Genomic DNA, 15126 nt, shown 5'->3' on the forward strand with positions numbered 1-15126 from the left:
AAGATACATGTGTGATTCCATAGTAGCCCTAACATATATTACCTACTGTGATTTTTGTCACACCAGTCTTTTTTTCCATAACCTTCCTTTCAAAATGTAATGAGTTTGTTACGCTTTGTCAAATGATTAGCTGATATAATATGAGGCAAGTTATAGAAAGTAGGCGATATCACCTTGCTAGTCAAATATTGGCCCCGTGTGCTCCTGTTCATCCTAATTTCTGTTCTAATCAGCGGATGCTCTCTGTCTAGTGATCCGCAATCCTATATGCGTATGCCCAAATTACCAGACGAGAAGGAAAGCTTGAAGCAATTGATCCAACAGGCAATGCCCAGCGGGTCATCCATCATACATCCGAAAAATTCAACTGATTCCGGTTCCATATACTTAAAAGACTTGAACAATGATGGAACACCAGAGGCTATCGTTTTCTATCAAACCCCGGATAAGGAGATCCGCATCAAAGGCATGCTCTGGCAAAGAAGCGGCGACAGCTGGAAGCTGCTGAGTGAAATTGAAGGAGAAGGCTATGAGCTGGATACACTTCTGTTCGAGGATGTCACTAACGATGGCATTACCGATATATTGGTCGGCTACTCCGGCGGAGCCAAGATCAATAAAGGTCTCGTGATCTACCATCTGGATGGGCAAAAGCTGAACAAAGTGTACCAAGCTCCTTATACCGAAATGGCCGTTGACGACTTGAACCAGGACCATATCAAAGATATTACTCTTTTGACCCTAGATCGTAATGTATCCGCCAAGCTAACGACAATTCAGTATAAGACAGACTTTCAAGTCATTGGCACTACAACATTAGACCCTTACGTTAACGCTTATTACAATATTGCAGCAGGATTTGTAGCCGAATCCAAGAGAGGCTTGCTTCTGGATGCCAGTGTCGGCGCTCATTCATCGAATACGCAATTGGTCTATTTTGAAGGAGGGCAGCTTGTCAAAGCTTTTCCAGATGATAAATTGCCCTTCAATCCGGGTTCTACGAAGAGCGGAGACTTTAATGACGACGGTATTCTGGAAATTGGGATCTCCGTCGCCCCGAAGGGCTCGGAAGAAGAAGCCTACGCCTATACACCCTGGATTACGCAGTATTACCGCTGGGACGGTAAACAGGCCTTGGAGAGTCAGCCGTTATACAAGAGATATTATGACTACACCAACAGCTTTTATTTCGATATTCCTGCCAGTTGGAACGATTCCTTCCGAGTCATAAGAGATCCTGACGGGAATGGCATTCATTTCTTAGAACTAAATCAAGACGAAACGCTCGTCGAATGGAAGACCATACCGATAGAAGGCCGTGATGCCACCGATACCGGGTGGAAAGAAATTGGACGTACCGATAAAACAATCACTGTCCTGCATATGACAGAAAAAAGCCAGGAATACATTAATCAGTTTCATTCCATTATTGAGTTGGAACAAAAGGAGGGTTCCCATGAATAAAGTATTGATTCTTGAAGACGAGGAATCCATCCGAAGCTTCATTGTCGTTAACTTGAAAAGAGAAGGATTTCAAATCGTCGAGGCCTCCACAGGCGAAGAAGCACTAGAGCAATTTCGGCAACACCCTGATCTTGGAGTCGCCTTATTGGATGTCATGGTTCCTGGACCCGATGGCTTTGAGGTGTGCAGACAAATCCGGGAAGTCAATGAACGGATAGGAATTATTTTTTTAACAGCCAAGGTTCAGGAGAAGGATAAAATATTTGGTTTGTCTCTCGGTGCAGACGATTATATCAGTAAACCATTCAGTCCCGGTGAGCTTATGGCGAGGGTTCAATCTCTCCTGCGAAGGGTACAGCTTCAAACTAATGCTGCTGTTCACAATCCGGTGCTCCGATCTGGCCCTTTCGAGCTTCATACAGAGCTGCGAGAATTCAGGAAGCACGGCGCGGTCATCGATGTAACGCCAACGGAGCTCTCATTGCTCCATATGTTTCTAGAGAATCGTAATGTTCCGTTGAGCCGTGACAAGCTGCTTGATGAGGTGTGGGGAGCCCATTACATCGGAGATCCAAAAATGGTAGACGTCAATATACGCAGAGTCAGGCAAAAAATCGAAGCGGATCCTTCTAAACCGATCTTTCTTGAAACGGTCTGGGGATTCGGTTACAAGTGGAAGGACTCAGGCCAATGATGCGTAAAGGAATTAAAAGACTTGTCGTCTCCCACTATGTTCTCGTTGTGCTGTTAACGTTGATACTGGCTGAAAGTGTATTCCTGTACTCGCTCCGAACCTTCTATTACAACAGCATCGCAAGCAATTTGAGCAATCATGCACAAGTTTCCGCTTCCTTTTACAACAAGTTTCATAATAACTTGAACGTCTTAACGTTCGATAGCCAGCTGCCCGAAGTGATCGAATCGTTCGCCCATGATAACGCGGAGCTTCAGATTATTAATAATCAAGGCACGGTGCTGGCAAGCTCCAGCGGCTTTGCTGTAAAGGAGCAAATTAAAACTAAGGATGTAAAATCCGCGGCACAAGGTAATACCAGCCGTTGGATCGGCACCAATCCAAGTACCGGTGAACGGGTGCTGGCCGTATCGACTCCACTAGAATGGAATGGACAGCCTATCGCTTTGCTCCGCTATGTTACTTCATTGGAAGAAGTCGATCAGGTCATTGGCAATCTGGCTAACCTTGCGCTGCTCATAGGCTTGATCATATTAGCAACCGTCTCGCTATTCAGCTTGGGACTGGCTAATTCCATCGTCAAGCCGATTAACCGTATCACAGCCGCTTCCGCTCTGATGGCCAAAGGCCGACTGGACACTCGTGTGGACGAGAGCTTCCGTTACGAATTGGGTGACCTGGCCAAAACTTTAAATTATATGGCTCAAGAAATCGTAAAAAGCGATCAATTGAAAAGCGACTTCATCTCCTCTATATCCCACGAGCTGCGAACTCCGTTGACGAGCATAAAAGGCTGGAGCGAGACGATCCTGCTGGGAGATATGAATGACCAGGAAGAAACAAGGACGGGGCTGAAGGTCATTTCCAAGGAAACTGATCGTTTGGTCGGACTTGTGGAAGAACTGCTGGATTTTTCCCGACTGGAGCAAAAGCAGCTTGCACTGGATATCCAGCAGGTCGATATCTCTCAACTACTGAACGAAGTTGTTCTTCAGCTAGCGGCTAAAGCTAAGTCAAAAGGGATCGCATTCAAGTACGATCAGCAAGGAATGGGTGTACCTATTCTGCTTCCTGGAGACGAGAATCGATTGAAGCAAGTGTTTCTCAATATTGTGGACAATGCAATCAAATTCGCGTATAAAGACACTGCGATTGATATTAGAGTGATAGATGATTCGAGGTATCTTGCTGTAAGCATTCATGACGAGGGAGCCGTTATTCCTGAGGTTCATTTATCGAGGGTAACGGAGAAGTTTTATCAGGTTAATCCTCAAGGAGAAGGAACCGGCCTCGGGTTAGCCATTTGCGCTGAAATTGTAGAGCTTCACTCCGGCACATTGACCGTTTTGTCAAATGAGTCGGGGACTGAGGTTACTGTGCGGCTGCCTTTTGGACGCGGTCGTTGTGGGGATTAAATGGAAAAAGCCGCCCAACGGCGGCTTTTAGTTAAAGCATCTTTTGCATAACAATAACGTCCAGCATTTTATCGAATTTGAACCCTACTTCTCGCATAACTCCGATATAGTCAAATCCAAAGTTGCGGTGAATATAAATGCTGCTGTCATTGCCTTCCACAATTCTTGACAAGACGGTATGGAGCCCTGCTTCTTTACCTGCTTCCAATACGCCCTCCATCAGCTTTTTCCCGATGCCTTGACCGCGAAAATCATGATGGATGTATAAGGACAATTCAGAAGTACGCGCGTAGGCCAATCGGTCAGAGTAAGGGTTAAGAGAAGCCCATCCTACAACGGCACCACCAAGTTCAGCGACGATAATGGGATTGCGTTCGCCGTGCTGCTTAAACCATGCTTCCTGCTGCTCCAAAGTGCGGGGAACCGTATCAAAGGTGGCAACGGTATTTAGAATCGCTTCGTTATAAATGTTTAAAATCGAGGGAACATCTTCCATTGCTGCTGTCCGGATGATCATCAAATGTCACTCTGCCTCTCCAAATGAAAAACCATCTGGTATCAAAAGATATCAGATGGTAGTTGTTATATAGGTTTGGTGCGGTCAAGAGGACTCGAACCTCCACGGGGGGTTAGCCCACACGGACCTGAACCGTGCGCGTCTGCCAATTCCGCCATGACCGCATAATGAATGTCTCTTCCATTTTAGAAGGGGACAAGTTGTATATTATCACCTGTTTTACATGGATGTCAAACATAATTTTCGAATTGATATTGAATTCCATAAACACGGTATATTTAAGAAATCATTTGGGGAAGAATGGAACATTAAAGTCTATGTACAGAACAGTCATCGGAGGCGATCTCTTTGCGTAAATCTACCTGGATAATAGTTTGCGTGACAACCATAGCCGTTTTCTTTGCAGGCTGCGGAAATTCTGGGAAATCAGCGGTACCAACCCCTGCACCCTCTTCAACTCCTGCTCCGTTAGCCACAATCACGAAAGAAAAGTATGACAAAATAAATATCGGCATGACTTATGAAGAAGTCAAAAGCATTGTGGGCGGTGAGGGCAAGCTCATCACGGAAACCGGCGATAAAGCAACACCCGAATATACGGCAACCTATCAATACACAGCGGAAGGCAATCCGAACGGGCAAGCTAAGATCACTTTCCGTTCCAATAAATGCACGTCTAAATCAGAAGCCAGCTTATAAAGGAGTTACGAATTGGATTACCAGAAATACGGATTGGGTATCCCCTTCTATTAAGTAACTGGAATAAAGGAGATACCCTTCCTTCAGTATTAATCTAAACATTCATATACAACCCACACAATAACACCCCATATTGGAAGCGTAAACAAAATGCCGTACACTGTTCCTTTCAAAGCGGAACCTTCCGTGGACATCTTATCTCCTCCCGTCGTTCGAAATGAATCGAATACGTTCGTTTGCTGCCGGATTACATCGTATGCAAGAAGTTTAAAGGATATTCCTGTCATTTCATACAATTCGCATCATGTTCTCCCGACCATGTCCATATATATAGGTCAAGGGGGGATTGTAATGATCTTTTTGCAGCTAACCATGGGAATCATTGCTGCTTTATTCATATGGGGGGTTCATCAAGCTGACGTTTCAAGCCATGCTGTGGGTCATCGGAATTACACTAGTCATCAGTTTTATTATTCCAGGAGCACTTTTGTTCATAAGCGGCCTCATGTTTATTTTGATTGGAATGCTGGCAACTTTAGGCCTGCTTTATGTCATAGGAGCATTCAGGTCTTAATGGCTCAAGCTATCCTTCCCGATAAGCTTGCAGAGCTAGAACAGCCCATTCTTTCAGCCCCTGCACATCCTCATAAATGGGGGAATCAAACAAATGAGTGGCCGGGTGCTTGGGGTCCTCGCTTAATCTAATGATTTCGCCGCGCACTTCCCCTTTTCCTTCTGTATGAATCCTCATCACATAAAAATCGTCCAGTTGAACTACATCCTGAGTCACCGTAATGACCTCCCTATCTCCCAAGTTGACGGATATAGAGCTTAGTCTATCTGTAGCCCCCAATATTATACGAAATCCTCCCACGGATAAATTTCGTCTCACAAGGGACCCTATCTCGTGTGGAGGTGATACGAATGGCTGGCAGAAATAGCAAACCGGATAATACAGGGCCTGCGGGACATCCTTCTCGTTTGGACCAATTTGGCGACAAAATGTCCGACAGCAATAACCTACCGAAGAAATCGGACGGATGTGGCTGTGGTCCCGAATCTAAGTAAAGGCAAGGCGACGGCAAATTCCTTGCACTCATTTAATTGATTAAAAACCTGGGATCGTTTGGCTTGAGACCAGACGGTTCCAGGTTAATTACTTATCGTGCTGCCAAATATTATAACGTTGAATGGAATATTTGACGGCTTCGTAGACAGTTCTTCCTATGCAATAGCCTAACTGAGTGGCTGTCCCCGCATACCGGAATGATGGTCCTTTTTGTGTTGCTGCGATAATTATGGCATCCGTAGTTGTTCCTGTTGCTATCTCTTGACTATCATTTACCCGAATGTCCGCATCCTGAAGCGCGGCCGTTTTGGCTTCAGTTGCGGTAATAACCCCATTGATCATCGCGGCGTCCGTTAGCATTCCATCAACGACCGTAATGATATTAATTGTTCCCGGGAACAGCTCATTTACATCCTTTACCGCCCCCGCTCTTGCTTTGTTGCCAAGTCCAACGGTAACCCAAGTACATACTGTCAAACCGCAATCAGAACGGTGGTGTGAGTAACCTCTATCCTGTACCCTTGCTGCCGTTAGCAACGCTGCCGTGCTATTGACTTCAATGTCTCTCTCACGCATAAAATCATGCATTTCAGCCAGCGGATCCTCACAGAAGTAGTTTCGATCCACCTGTCTGTTCAAAAGGCGGGAATGCCATCCCAAGCCTTCTCCCCACATTGAAGAATTCAAAGTCCGCAGCGGCTCGGAGCTTTCCAACACATAATAGCTATTCAACTGATCTTCCACATCATGGAAGGTTAAATTTGCAATGGATGTTACCGTTCTCCTTACCGGAAAAACGCCGGTCATTCCTCTCCTACACTCCATTCCGAATAACGTTCCTCGGTAAATGGCTGATAATGATAGCTTCTATCCAGCTTCACGATTCTTCGATTTTGTTTGCGGATCATGACTGTCGTATCATCCCATGCAACTACAATTCCTTTTACATCATTTACGGGGTCCGCATCTCGTACGACTCGGAGCTTCGTTCCCTCTACTCGATAATGGTCCAACTGTTCTTCACTTATCATAATACCGCCCTCCCTTGGACAAACTTAGTTTAAGAATAGAATACACCATTCATCGCTTACAATAAACCAACCTTACCCGAAAGGAGTTTATCCATGGAGAAAAAAACATACTACGTCGCTGTCGCATCCGGGGAAATATTAGAGCCTGAAGATATGAATGGCAATTTTGAATTTGAAATATTGGCGAGCGAAGAGGATCTCGATCAGCTTCAGGAACTGTTCGAGGAATCTGAAGATGCACAGGATGACACGGCTGCGCGAGCTATGATTCCATACCGTGATTATCATAACGACAATGAAAATGACGCTGCAGATTATTACCTCAGAGAAATATATCGTAAGCTTCATGATCTGGGAACCCCGGCAACAAGACAGCACATCGAGAGCATGAACATTTTACAGTAAGGAAAGTCAGATTGCACTAACCGCTTCCTGATGCACAAAAAAACCTACAGCCCTGGTCATACCCCTGTCAAGTAGACAGATGAAAAAAGCTAAGCTGCCAACGCGCACCGGTACTCTATCGGTGCACGTTGTTTTAATTTGGCTTGAAAACGGTGGTAGTTGTACTCGTAAATATATTCTTCCACGGCTTGCCGAATTGCCGCTCCTGAATTAAACTGGTTGAGGTACAGCTTCTCTGTTTTGAGATGCGAAAAGAAGGATTCGATGCACGCGTTATCCAGGCAGGTTGCTTTGCGAGAGTGGCTGCCTTTAACGCCGAATGCCTCTAATCGTGTGTTGTACGCCTGAGACGTGTATTGGAAGCCCTGGTCCGAATGGAGCACGGCCTCTGAGACGTCTCTTTTTCTTGTCCACTGCGTAATCGTATCCAGCACAAGCTGGAGATCGTTACGTTCAGACAATTGCCAAGCGACAATCTCGTTGTTGAAAAGATCTTGAATAACAGATAAGTAATGGAAATTCGTTCCATCGGAAATATAGGTAATATCCGTGACCATTTTTTGCTGCGGTGCCGTAGCATGGAATTGTCGCTTTAAACGATTTGGATACACAACAGAAGGCGTGTAGTTGGACTGTTTCCGCTTCCTACGTATGACCGACTGGATCGATAATTCTTTCATGATCCGGCATACTTTCTTGTGATTTACTTTGTAGCCAGCCTCCCACAAGACGGTCGTCATCCGAGGGTAGCCATAGTAGGGATGTGCAAAATGGATGGCCATCATGTGTTCCTTGATCTCATGATCCTTTTCTTGACTTGCCTTTCGCTGAGGCTGTGTGGCTCTCCATTTGTAATAACTGGCCCGTGGTATTCCCGCAATAGCTAACAGGACTGTAATGCCGTGCTGGTGGCGCAGCTCCTCCATGATTTCATAATTCATTCGTTGGGTTGGCGCTTCTCCTTTACTAGATTTGGATACCGCTTTTTTAAGTAATCCACCTGCGCCTTCAGGTAATCTCGTTCTTCCTCAATGCTTTGGAAGGACGTGCGTGGCCGCCCTTTCATTGGATTTGGCTCACTTTTACGCACATCGAACGACTCTCCGTTTTGCCATTTCCTCACCCACACCTTCAGTTGAGAACAGTTACGGATCCCTTCTCGCTGAGCTACCACCTTGTAACTCGCAGAACCCTCTACATACGCTCTAACCGCCTTTAATTTGAATTCTTCTGTATACGTTTGAAATGTTTGTCCTTTTTTAGCCATGAAAAAATCCCCTCCAAGTGGCACTCAAGCCTCCATGATAACATGAAGGTTTTTTTGAGTGTCTACTTGAAGGGGATAATACCACCCTCGCTGAGGGAATGTAGGTTTTTTGTTATCTATTGCTTAGGTCGTAAAAATAATTGCATTGTCCGATCCTATTAGCTCACATGCTCTTTGGAATCATTGGTTTCAAACCAATAATCCAATACTTTACTGGACATAACTCTTTTCTTAATATATTCAACTTGCTGCTGCGAAAACTGCTCCTGCCATTCAACACTTAGATCCTCGCACAACTTAACGATCGTCAACAACTCAGACCATGCCACGTACCTTTTGTACCAAAAAAATTGAGGATGTTCAATCATATAGGGATACAGGTCGTCAAACTCTGTATGTTTACAATCGAGGGCACGTTCAAAGTGAATTTTAGCTTCGCTCAACTTAGTTACAAAAAAATCAGCCGGAATCTCATTCCCCATAGCAATGCCTCCTCTCTTTCGCTTGAGTCCATTATAAAGGAAAAATACAATGGAGGGAATACTTAATAGCTTTGAAAATAATTCTTAAACACGATTATTCAAACTCGATTTGTCCTTGACGCAACGACGCTATTTTAGCCAAGGATTCAACACGAATCCCGGATTCACGTATGGTGCGCCCCCCTGCTTGAAACGATTTTTCAACGGCAATGCCCACTCCGACCAGTTCAGCTCCAGAGCGGCGAATAATCCGAATCAAGCCTCTTGCAGCATCTCCATTAGCGATAAAATCGTCGATTAATAAAATTCGATCCTGCTCGTTCAGCCATTCTTTAGATACCATAATATCGGTCACAAGACCTTTAGTAAAAGAGGGCACCCGTTCACTAAACATCTCGGTATTGTCCGTATTCAAGCTCTTTTTGCGTCTTGCAAATACCATAGGAACGTTAAGCTCCTGAGAAGTAGCAAAAGCAATCGGGATACCGGAAGATTCAATTGTCAGCACCTTAGTCACACGCTCTTCTCTAAACAAGCGGGCGAATTCCTTGCCCATCGCTGTCGTCAGAACAGGGTCCACCGCATGATTGAGGATAGCGTCCAGCTTAATAACATCATCGGAGATCACCACTCCGACTTCTCTAATTTTTTGTTTTAATAATTCCATTCAGTAGCCTCCATCCGAAAACCTTTTCCGTAAACTTATCACAACGTGAATCCGGGTTTCAAGTCCTAATAGAATAAACTTTTCTAAAGTTTATGCAACTTTTCCCACTGTAAAGTCGTCTATATAGTATAGAAAGCAAGAAACAAGGACCTACACCAAGAAAAGTGTGTTTTGAAAATAATATCTAACCATTTTCATTTAATTCGCCGATATTTGTAAGTATTCGATCTTTGATGATTCAAAGGGTACAGAGTATGATTAATAATGCTTAATAACCTACCTTTATTAAATTTTCCAGAAAGGAAGACTGGGATGATTAACACAACTACATACGCCGCACGCTGGCTCGTTCCTTTCATCCTCATTATGCTGATAACGGGATGTAAACATACGTCCGAGGCGTTAGACCCTGCTCCTGCCATCACTCCTACAACATCACCTGCAGGTACAACACCTATACAAGCCAGCAAGGATTCAAATAACGAGCAAGCCACTATTACGCCGCAGCCGCAAGTGAATCCGAACGACAAGGTTTCTCTGGCAAGTGCAGAAACCGGTTCAAAGCCCGAAGAAGTTCCGGAGTCAGTCAAACCTACTGCGACACCAAAACCGAAAATCGATATTCAGGAAACCTACAATCAAACGAAACCGACACTTCTCGGTCTCACTTTGAAAACATCGCCTGACGCAGTCACTAGCAAATACGGCAAACCGAAAGAACAATTCCAAATGGAAGACGATGCCGATCCTATTACCGTGTATGACTACTCTGATTTCATGGTCGGTTATAACAAACAAAATCAGCTGCAATTCATCGATATCCGCAGCAGTGAAATCAATCCTGGATTGAACGGTCTCAAGCTGGGCCAATCGACCAGCGACATCTACAAAGCATTGGGCAAGCCCGATTCAAATACTAGTTATGTTCTGATCTATAAATCCAAGGATGCCGTACTGAAGCTGGATATTGATCCCAAGACGGATAAGTTAAATTCTATCAAACTGTTCACCGAATAACGTTTACCTATAAACAATCAAAAAGCTTGAGTCAGGTGGACCCTGACCCAAGCTTTTTTTGTCCTTTAACTTGTTTTCTTCTGTTTGGACGCCCCTCGTTTTCTAAGCCATATAAACAATGCGATGCCGACTGCTGCCACAATAACAATCACAATTGCGCTGATTCCCATGTAGTGATGAATAAGATTCATAATTTTCGGTGCGTTCACGCCGATAAAATGTCCCAGCGTTAAGAAAGATGCACACCAGATAAGCGCTCCGGTGCCTGCGTACAACAAATACCTCCAAAGTGAAACAGCGCTAACTCCTGCCAAATAGCAGGTGAAATGTCGAACTCCCGGCACATAATAACCAAAAGCTACCGTCCACAGGCCGTATTTCTTAAACCATCCCTCAGCCAAGTCCAGTCTTTGCGGTGTCAGCTTCACCCACTTGCCATAGCGGTATAAGAATGGCTTCCCTACCGTCTTCCCCAAAAAGTAGCTGACCAGCATTCCTGTCATGGTTCCTGCATAGCTGACCAATAAGGACTTGGAAAACGATAACGGCCCCTCACTCGAGGTCAATGAACCTACCGTCGTCATTAAGATTTCATCAGGGACCGGAAGTCCTACTATCCCTACAGCTAGCAAGCCGAACAGGGCGATGTATCCGTAATGTTCAATCAGCAGCAAAATATCATCCAGCACACAGACACGCTCCTGCAAAAAAATATATAACGGTTAATTAAGCCTATCCTATTTTAACAGAAACAAGGCGTTTTCCCAAGTTCATGTCATGTGTTCGTCCCCCGGTTCATACCTTGTACTATATTAGAGGAACAAGCCGTACGAAAGGTGGACCTGTCATGTTGAGAAAGCTCGGCAGCATTATGCAAGTTTGCTTCACCTATGTCGGCACCGTTGTGGGAGCCGGTTTTGCTACCGGTCAAGAAATACTCACTTTTTTTACAAAATATGGGTGGATGGCCACCCTAACGATCGGTATCGCCAGTATGCTCTTTGTCTGGCTCGGTATTAAGTTAATGTTTATTGCACATGAAGTCAAGGCTCAATCCTATGAAGATTTGAATAAGCTCCTCTTCGGCCCCAAAATAGGAAGCTGGGTGAGTCTGTTTACGCTGGTCACGCTCTTTGGTGTTACTACTGTGATGCTAGCAGGAGCAGGCTCCGTGTTTGAAGAACAGTTTCACCTGCCCTATCAATCCGGTTTACTGGTTACGCTGCTGCTTGCTTACGCCGTATTGAACAAGGGCATGCAGGCCATCGTTGCCGTTAATTCCATCGTTGTCCCCTTGATGCTAAGCTTCAGCACCCTTGTCGTTTGGTATTCCTGGGATTTGCCCGGATCAGGCAATTGGCTCCATCTGACTTCCGACTATCCTCTGGAAAAAATCTGGTTCGCACCGTTCCTGTACGCTGCTTTTAATCTCAGCATGGCCCAAGGAGTGCTTGTCCCGCTCGGAGCTCAAATCCGGGACCGTTCCGTATTGTTCTGGGGCGGCATTTCGGGAGGGGCTGTTATCGGCATGATGCTGTTAGCCGGTCATTTCGCGTTATCCGCTCAAATGCCAGGCATTTCTCAATTTGATATTCCGATGGGGCAATTAATTCAAAAGGTTGGGCCTACGGTACAAATGATGTTTATTTTTGTTATTTACGGTGAAATCTTCACAACGTTTATTGCTGACGTTTACGGCCTATCCCTACAGCTTGAACAACGGACGAAGCTTTCCCGTTCATGGATTCTTTGGATCGTTCTGCTGCTAAGCTTTTTGGTTAGTCAACTAGGCTTCAAATCGCTTCTATCGACCCTGTATCCGTTATTCGGGCTGATCAGCATGGCTTGGATGACCATGATGATCTGGAGAAGACACAGGCCTGCCGGTACGAACTAACGACAGTACAACCGCCAATCGGGCAATCATAAACAGCATACCGAACAGCGTGAACACAAAGCCGCATAGCAAATACCCGTAATGATAGAGCGGATAGCTCTCCGCATCACGAATCACAGCCAAGACATCGGTGAACAGGAACAAGCTTCCGACAGCAAATACCCCAATTAAAGCGTAATCAAAAAAGGTCCATTGAAGGAGTAAGGAGGCTACTCCGGACAGCTGTCCGTTCTGAGTGCTTTCATGCTCCTTATTGCTCCGCAGTTGATAAACGAACCATATCAGTAGGACCGCCGAAGCTGTAACGATTAATCCTACACCCCCGGCCAGTATCGCTAATGTCATTTTCAATTCGGTAACCTCCTAACGAAGCTTTCTATATGTAATTTAATAGGGTTGGATGGCGAGTCGATAAACCAGCCATAACGAAAGAGCAAAAATGAGTATTGGAAAAATCGATAGTACCATCCACAACACCCGATGGTTCATGGTACCTGTGCTCCTCCACACATAACGCTTATTCAAGCCAAAAACACCATTTTCTGGGATGTTTTCCCAAGAACCCCCCTGCGTTTCAGCTAGTTCTTCCGATGTTGGCTTGCCTTGATTCAGTGTAATTTTCCCCCGCTTCCAGCCTACATGATACGTAATTTCTCGTTCGGTTCGTTGTACGGGTTCCATCCATTGCGCCTCCGTTCGTAATCCTATATACTATAGTATTTATATACTGCAAAAAAAGCAATGAGTTTCTACAAAAGGAGGCTCCTGAATGAATAAGGTTGCAGCCGTAACCGGCGGTGCACAAGGCATCGGCAAAGCCGTATCGCTCGCTTTTGCAAAAGCGGGCTATGAAGTATCCATCGCCGACACGGACAAAGAGGCTGGTCTTGAGATTGTTCATGAAATTCGACAAGCTGGCGGCAAATCGCTTTTTATGTGCGTGGATGTGGCCAAGGAAGAAGACATTGCAAAATGGATGAGGATTACGGCAGCGGAGCTCGGACGTATTGATGTCTTGGTTAACAATGCGGGCATCAGCCGTGGAGGCTCTATGCTGGAGCTTCCTATTTCACAATTCGATGAAGTACTAGGTGTGAACTTGCGTGGTGCCTTCCTTTGTTCGCAGCAAGCGGCAGTTCTAATGAAGCGGCAAGGAAGCGGTGTGATTCTCAATATGGCCTCCACAAGAGCAACCATGTCAGAGGCAGATACGGAAGCCTACTCCGCGTCCAAGGGCGGTTTGCTCGCACTTACCCATGCGATGGCGGTCAGCTTGGGCGGCTATGGCATTCGCGTCAATGCAATTAGTCCTGGCTGGATAGAAACCGCCGACTGGCAGAAGACGTCCCGACGGAAGACTCCTGTACATAGTGAGCGTGACAGGCTTCAGCACCCTGTCGGGCGCGTAGGCAATCCGGATGATATTGCGGCCGCATGCCTCTATTTAGCCGGAGATCACGCCGGCTTCATAACAGGTCAGAACCTAATTATCGACGGTGGTATGACCGTGAAAATGATTTACGAATAATTCAGACAGCGAGGAGTTATTGGTATTATGTGGTTTATGTTTGCAGCAGCCTCTGCCATTTGTTTCGGTTTGCGGGGCATCCTGTACCAATGGACGTCGCAGCGGCCGATTGACCGTAATCTGCTTCTGCTGGGCGTTTATTTATCCGGAACGGTTATCGCGGCAGTCGTGAATATATTTGTAGGCCAGCCATGGTCTGAAGGCTGCTGGGTTGGCGTATTGATGGGGCTGTTCTCTTTTATTTCAAACGCCTCCATGTACAAAGGCTTTGCTGTAGGAAAAGCTTCACTGATTGCCATGTTTACTGGCCTTCCTCCCGTTGTAGTCGTAATACTGGCTTATTTCCTATGGGGCGAGAAGCTGAATATGTGGCAATCCTTGTCCTTTCTTATCATCGTTTTTGGCATTCTGATGATCCGGTACTCCAACGATATTTCACTTCGCAACCTGCAAGGTGCGCAGTGGGGAGCCATCACGATGATCGCCTTCGGCATCACCGACTTATCATCCAAGAAAGCAACGATGCTCGGTGCAGCGACATTGCCTACTCTGCTTATGATGTATGTGACCGGCTCTCTGTTATTTGGTATTTCCTGGTATATGGCCCGGCGGAAATTATCTTCTGCTACAGCTATGGTGGCAGCTGCGGCCGAAACTCATGAGATGGGCTCCCCCGGAGGTAACGGCAATAGCTCAGATGAACAGGTTATTCCTAAGTCGAACTGGAGCGATTCGCGAACATTATCATGGGGAATGTTCGTTGGGTTGACCAACATCTCCGGAATGATGTTGGTCATGCCAGCCTTCAAACTGGGAGTGACCGGGCTTGTCTCCGTTGTCATTGCGATGAACGTTGTTTTCGTCCTACTGTATGCCCGTTTTATATTGAAAGAACGGTTCAGCCGTTTGGAAGTCAGCGGCCTTACCTGTGCACTTATTGGTATCCTCATTCTTCGACTTGCAGCATAAGCTTC

The 15126-nt window shown here is 45.6% G+C and carries 21 protein-coding genes and 1 tRNA gene; 10 read left to right on the top strand and 12 right to left on the bottom strand.

Annotation, left to right across the window (positions count from 1 at the left end; translation table 11 throughout):
* Window positions 1-273: 273 nt before the first annotated feature.
* The 3 genes from QMA13_RS26285 to QMA13_RS26295 are packed head-to-tail and all read left to right on the top strand — an operon-like array spanning window position 274 to window position 3573.
* Complete coding sequence (locus QMA13_RS26285) at window positions 274-1464, top strand: FG-GAP repeat domain-containing protein (RefSeq protein ID WP_282936658.1); 1191 nt, start codon at window positions 274-276, stop codon at window positions 1462-1464.
* Window positions 1457-2158 (top strand): response regulator transcription factor, encoded by a 702-nt coding sequence (locus QMA13_RS26290; RefSeq protein WP_282936659.1) that lies wholly within the window; start codon window positions 1457-1459, stop codon window positions 2156-2158. Before QMA13_RS26285 ends, QMA13_RS26290 begins: the two co-directional genes overlap by 8 nt.
* A complete protein-coding gene (locus QMA13_RS26295) occupies window positions 2155-3573 on the top strand; it encodes a sensor histidine kinase (protein WP_282936660.1) in 1419 nt (472 codons plus the stop codon). The genes QMA13_RS26290 and QMA13_RS26295 overlap by 4 nt, the downstream gene beginning before the upstream one ends.
* A gap of 31 nt (window positions 3574-3604) precedes the next feature.
* Here QMA13_RS26295 and QMA13_RS26300 read toward each other — a convergent pair whose 3' ends face one another.
* Window positions 3605-4090 (bottom strand): GNAT family N-acetyltransferase, encoded by a 486-nt coding sequence (locus tag QMA13_RS26300; protein ID WP_282936661.1) that lies wholly within the window; start codon window positions 4088-4090, stop codon window positions 3605-3607.
* Window positions 4091-4166: 76 nt separating this feature from the next.
* Window positions 4167-4254, bottom strand: a tRNA-Leu gene (locus QMA13_RS26305).
* Window positions 4255-4438: 184 nt separating this feature from the next.
* Between QMA13_RS26305 and QMA13_RS26310 the strand changes: the two genes are divergently transcribed.
* On the top strand, window positions 4439-4789 hold the full coding sequence (locus tag QMA13_RS26310) for a hypothetical protein (RefSeq protein WP_282936662.1): 351 nt from the start codon (window positions 4439-4441) through the stop codon (window positions 4787-4789).
* 583 nt (window positions 4790-5372) lie between these two features.
* On the opposite strand, the gene QMA13_RS26315 is transcribed toward QMA13_RS26310, so the two are convergent.
* Window positions 5373-5579 carry a hypothetical protein gene (locus QMA13_RS26315; protein WP_282936663.1) on the bottom strand — a complete coding sequence of 69 codons (207 nt, stop codon included), beginning with the start codon at window positions 5577-5579 and terminating at the stop codon, window positions 5373-5375.
* Between the two features lie 134 nt (window positions 5580-5713).
* On the opposite strand from QMA13_RS26315, the gene QMA13_RS26320 reads away from it, so the two are divergent.
* Window positions 5714-5857: a hypothetical protein gene (locus QMA13_RS26320; protein WP_282936664.1), complete on the top strand. Its 144-nt coding sequence runs from the start codon at window positions 5714-5716 to the stop codon at window positions 5855-5857.
* A gap of 88 nt (window positions 5858-5945) precedes the next feature.
* Here QMA13_RS26320 and QMA13_RS26325 read toward each other — a convergent pair whose 3' ends face one another.
* Both QMA13_RS26325 and QMA13_RS26330 read right to left on the bottom strand, forming a co-directional pair.
* Window positions 5946-6665 carry an adenosylcobinamide amidohydrolase gene (locus tag QMA13_RS26325; RefSeq protein ID WP_282936665.1) on the bottom strand — a complete coding sequence of 240 codons (720 nt, stop codon included), beginning with the start codon at window positions 6663-6665 and terminating at the stop codon, window positions 5946-5948.
* Window positions 6662-6889 carry a hypothetical protein gene (locus tag QMA13_RS26330; protein WP_282936666.1) on the bottom strand — a complete coding sequence of 76 codons (228 nt, stop codon included), beginning with the start codon at window positions 6887-6889 and terminating at the stop codon, window positions 6662-6664. Before QMA13_RS26330 ends, QMA13_RS26325 begins: the two co-directional genes overlap by 4 nt.
* A 93-nt stretch (window positions 6890-6982) precedes the next feature.
* Between QMA13_RS26330 and QMA13_RS26335 the strand changes: the two genes are divergently transcribed.
* On the top strand, window positions 6983-7294 hold the full coding sequence (locus tag QMA13_RS26335) for a hypothetical protein (RefSeq protein ID WP_282936667.1): 312 nt from the start codon (window positions 6983-6985) through the stop codon (window positions 7292-7294).
* Between the two features lie 89 nt (window positions 7295-7383).
* Here QMA13_RS26335 and QMA13_RS26340 read toward each other — a convergent pair whose 3' ends face one another.
* The 4 genes from QMA13_RS26340 to QMA13_RS26350 all read right to left on the bottom strand — a co-directional run bounded on the left by QMA13_RS26340 (window position 7384) and on the right by QMA13_RS26350 (window position 9710).
* Window positions 7384-8235, bottom strand: coding sequence for an IS3 family transposase (locus QMA13_RS26340; RefSeq protein WP_481858030.1), 852 nt, complete (start codon window positions 8233-8235; stop codon window positions 7384-7386).
* Window positions 8232-8561, bottom strand: coding sequence for a transposase (locus tag QMA13_RS36715; protein WP_282936090.1), 330 nt, complete (start codon window positions 8559-8561; stop codon window positions 8232-8234). The genes QMA13_RS26340 and QMA13_RS36715 overlap by 4 nt, the downstream gene beginning before the upstream one ends.
* Before the next feature lie 158 nt (window positions 8562-8719).
* Entirely contained in the window at window positions 8720-9043 is a 324-nt protein-coding gene (locus QMA13_RS26345) for a hypothetical protein (protein ID WP_282936668.1), read from the bottom strand.
* A 94-nt stretch (window positions 9044-9137) separates the two neighbouring features.
* Window positions 9138-9710 (bottom strand): xanthine phosphoribosyltransferase, encoded by a 573-nt coding sequence (locus QMA13_RS26350; protein WP_282936669.1) that lies wholly within the window; start codon window positions 9708-9710, stop codon window positions 9138-9140.
* Between the two features lie 312 nt (window positions 9711-10022).
* Between QMA13_RS26350 and QMA13_RS26355 the strand changes: the two genes are divergently transcribed.
* The gene (locus QMA13_RS26355; RefSeq protein WP_282936670.1) at window positions 10023-10727 is read left to right on the top strand and encodes a DUF4309 domain-containing protein; all 705 of its coding nucleotides are present in this window, start codon (window positions 10023-10025) and stop codon (window positions 10725-10727) included.
* A gap of 65 nt (window positions 10728-10792) precedes the next feature.
* On the opposite strand, the gene QMA13_RS26360 is transcribed toward QMA13_RS26355, so the two are convergent.
* Entirely contained in the window at window positions 10793-11416 is a 624-nt protein-coding gene (locus QMA13_RS26360; RefSeq protein WP_481858031.1) for a DedA family protein, read from the bottom strand.
* A gap of 161 nt (window positions 11417-11577) precedes the next feature.
* On the opposite strand from QMA13_RS26360, the gene QMA13_RS26365 reads away from it, so the two are divergent.
* Window positions 11578-12624 carry a YkvI family membrane protein gene (locus tag QMA13_RS26365; RefSeq protein WP_282943571.1) on the top strand — a complete coding sequence of 349 codons (1047 nt, stop codon included), beginning with the start codon at window positions 11578-11580 and terminating at the stop codon, window positions 12622-12624.
* On the opposite strand, the gene QMA13_RS26370 is transcribed toward QMA13_RS26365, so the two are convergent.
* Window positions 12550-12975 carry a hypothetical protein gene (locus QMA13_RS26370; RefSeq protein WP_282936671.1) on the bottom strand — a complete coding sequence of 142 codons (426 nt, stop codon included), beginning with the start codon at window positions 12973-12975 and terminating at the stop codon, window positions 12550-12552. The genes QMA13_RS26365 and QMA13_RS26370 overlap by 75 nt on opposite strands.
* A 36-nt stretch (window positions 12976-13011) precedes the next feature.
* Window positions 13012-13305: a hypothetical protein gene (locus tag QMA13_RS26375; RefSeq protein WP_282936672.1), complete on the bottom strand. Its 294-nt coding sequence runs from the start codon at window positions 13303-13305 to the stop codon at window positions 13012-13014.
* An 88-nt stretch (window positions 13306-13393) separates the two neighbouring features.
* Here QMA13_RS26375 and QMA13_RS26380 point away from each other — a divergent pair, with 88 nt between their 5' ends.
* Entirely contained in the window at window positions 13394-14152 is a 759-nt protein-coding gene (locus tag QMA13_RS26380; protein ID WP_282936673.1) for a glucose 1-dehydrogenase, read from the top strand.
* A gap of 27 nt (window positions 14153-14179) precedes the next feature.
* A complete protein-coding gene (locus tag QMA13_RS26385) occupies window positions 14180-15121 on the top strand; it encodes a DMT family transporter (protein WP_282936674.1) in 942 nt (313 codons plus the stop codon).
* The last annotated feature ends 5 nt before the right edge of the window (window positions 15122-15126 follow it).

The organism is Paenibacillus sp. RC67, assembly GCF_030020805.1.
GTDB lineage: Bacteria > Bacillota > Bacilli > Paenibacillales > NBRC-103111 > Paenibacillus_S.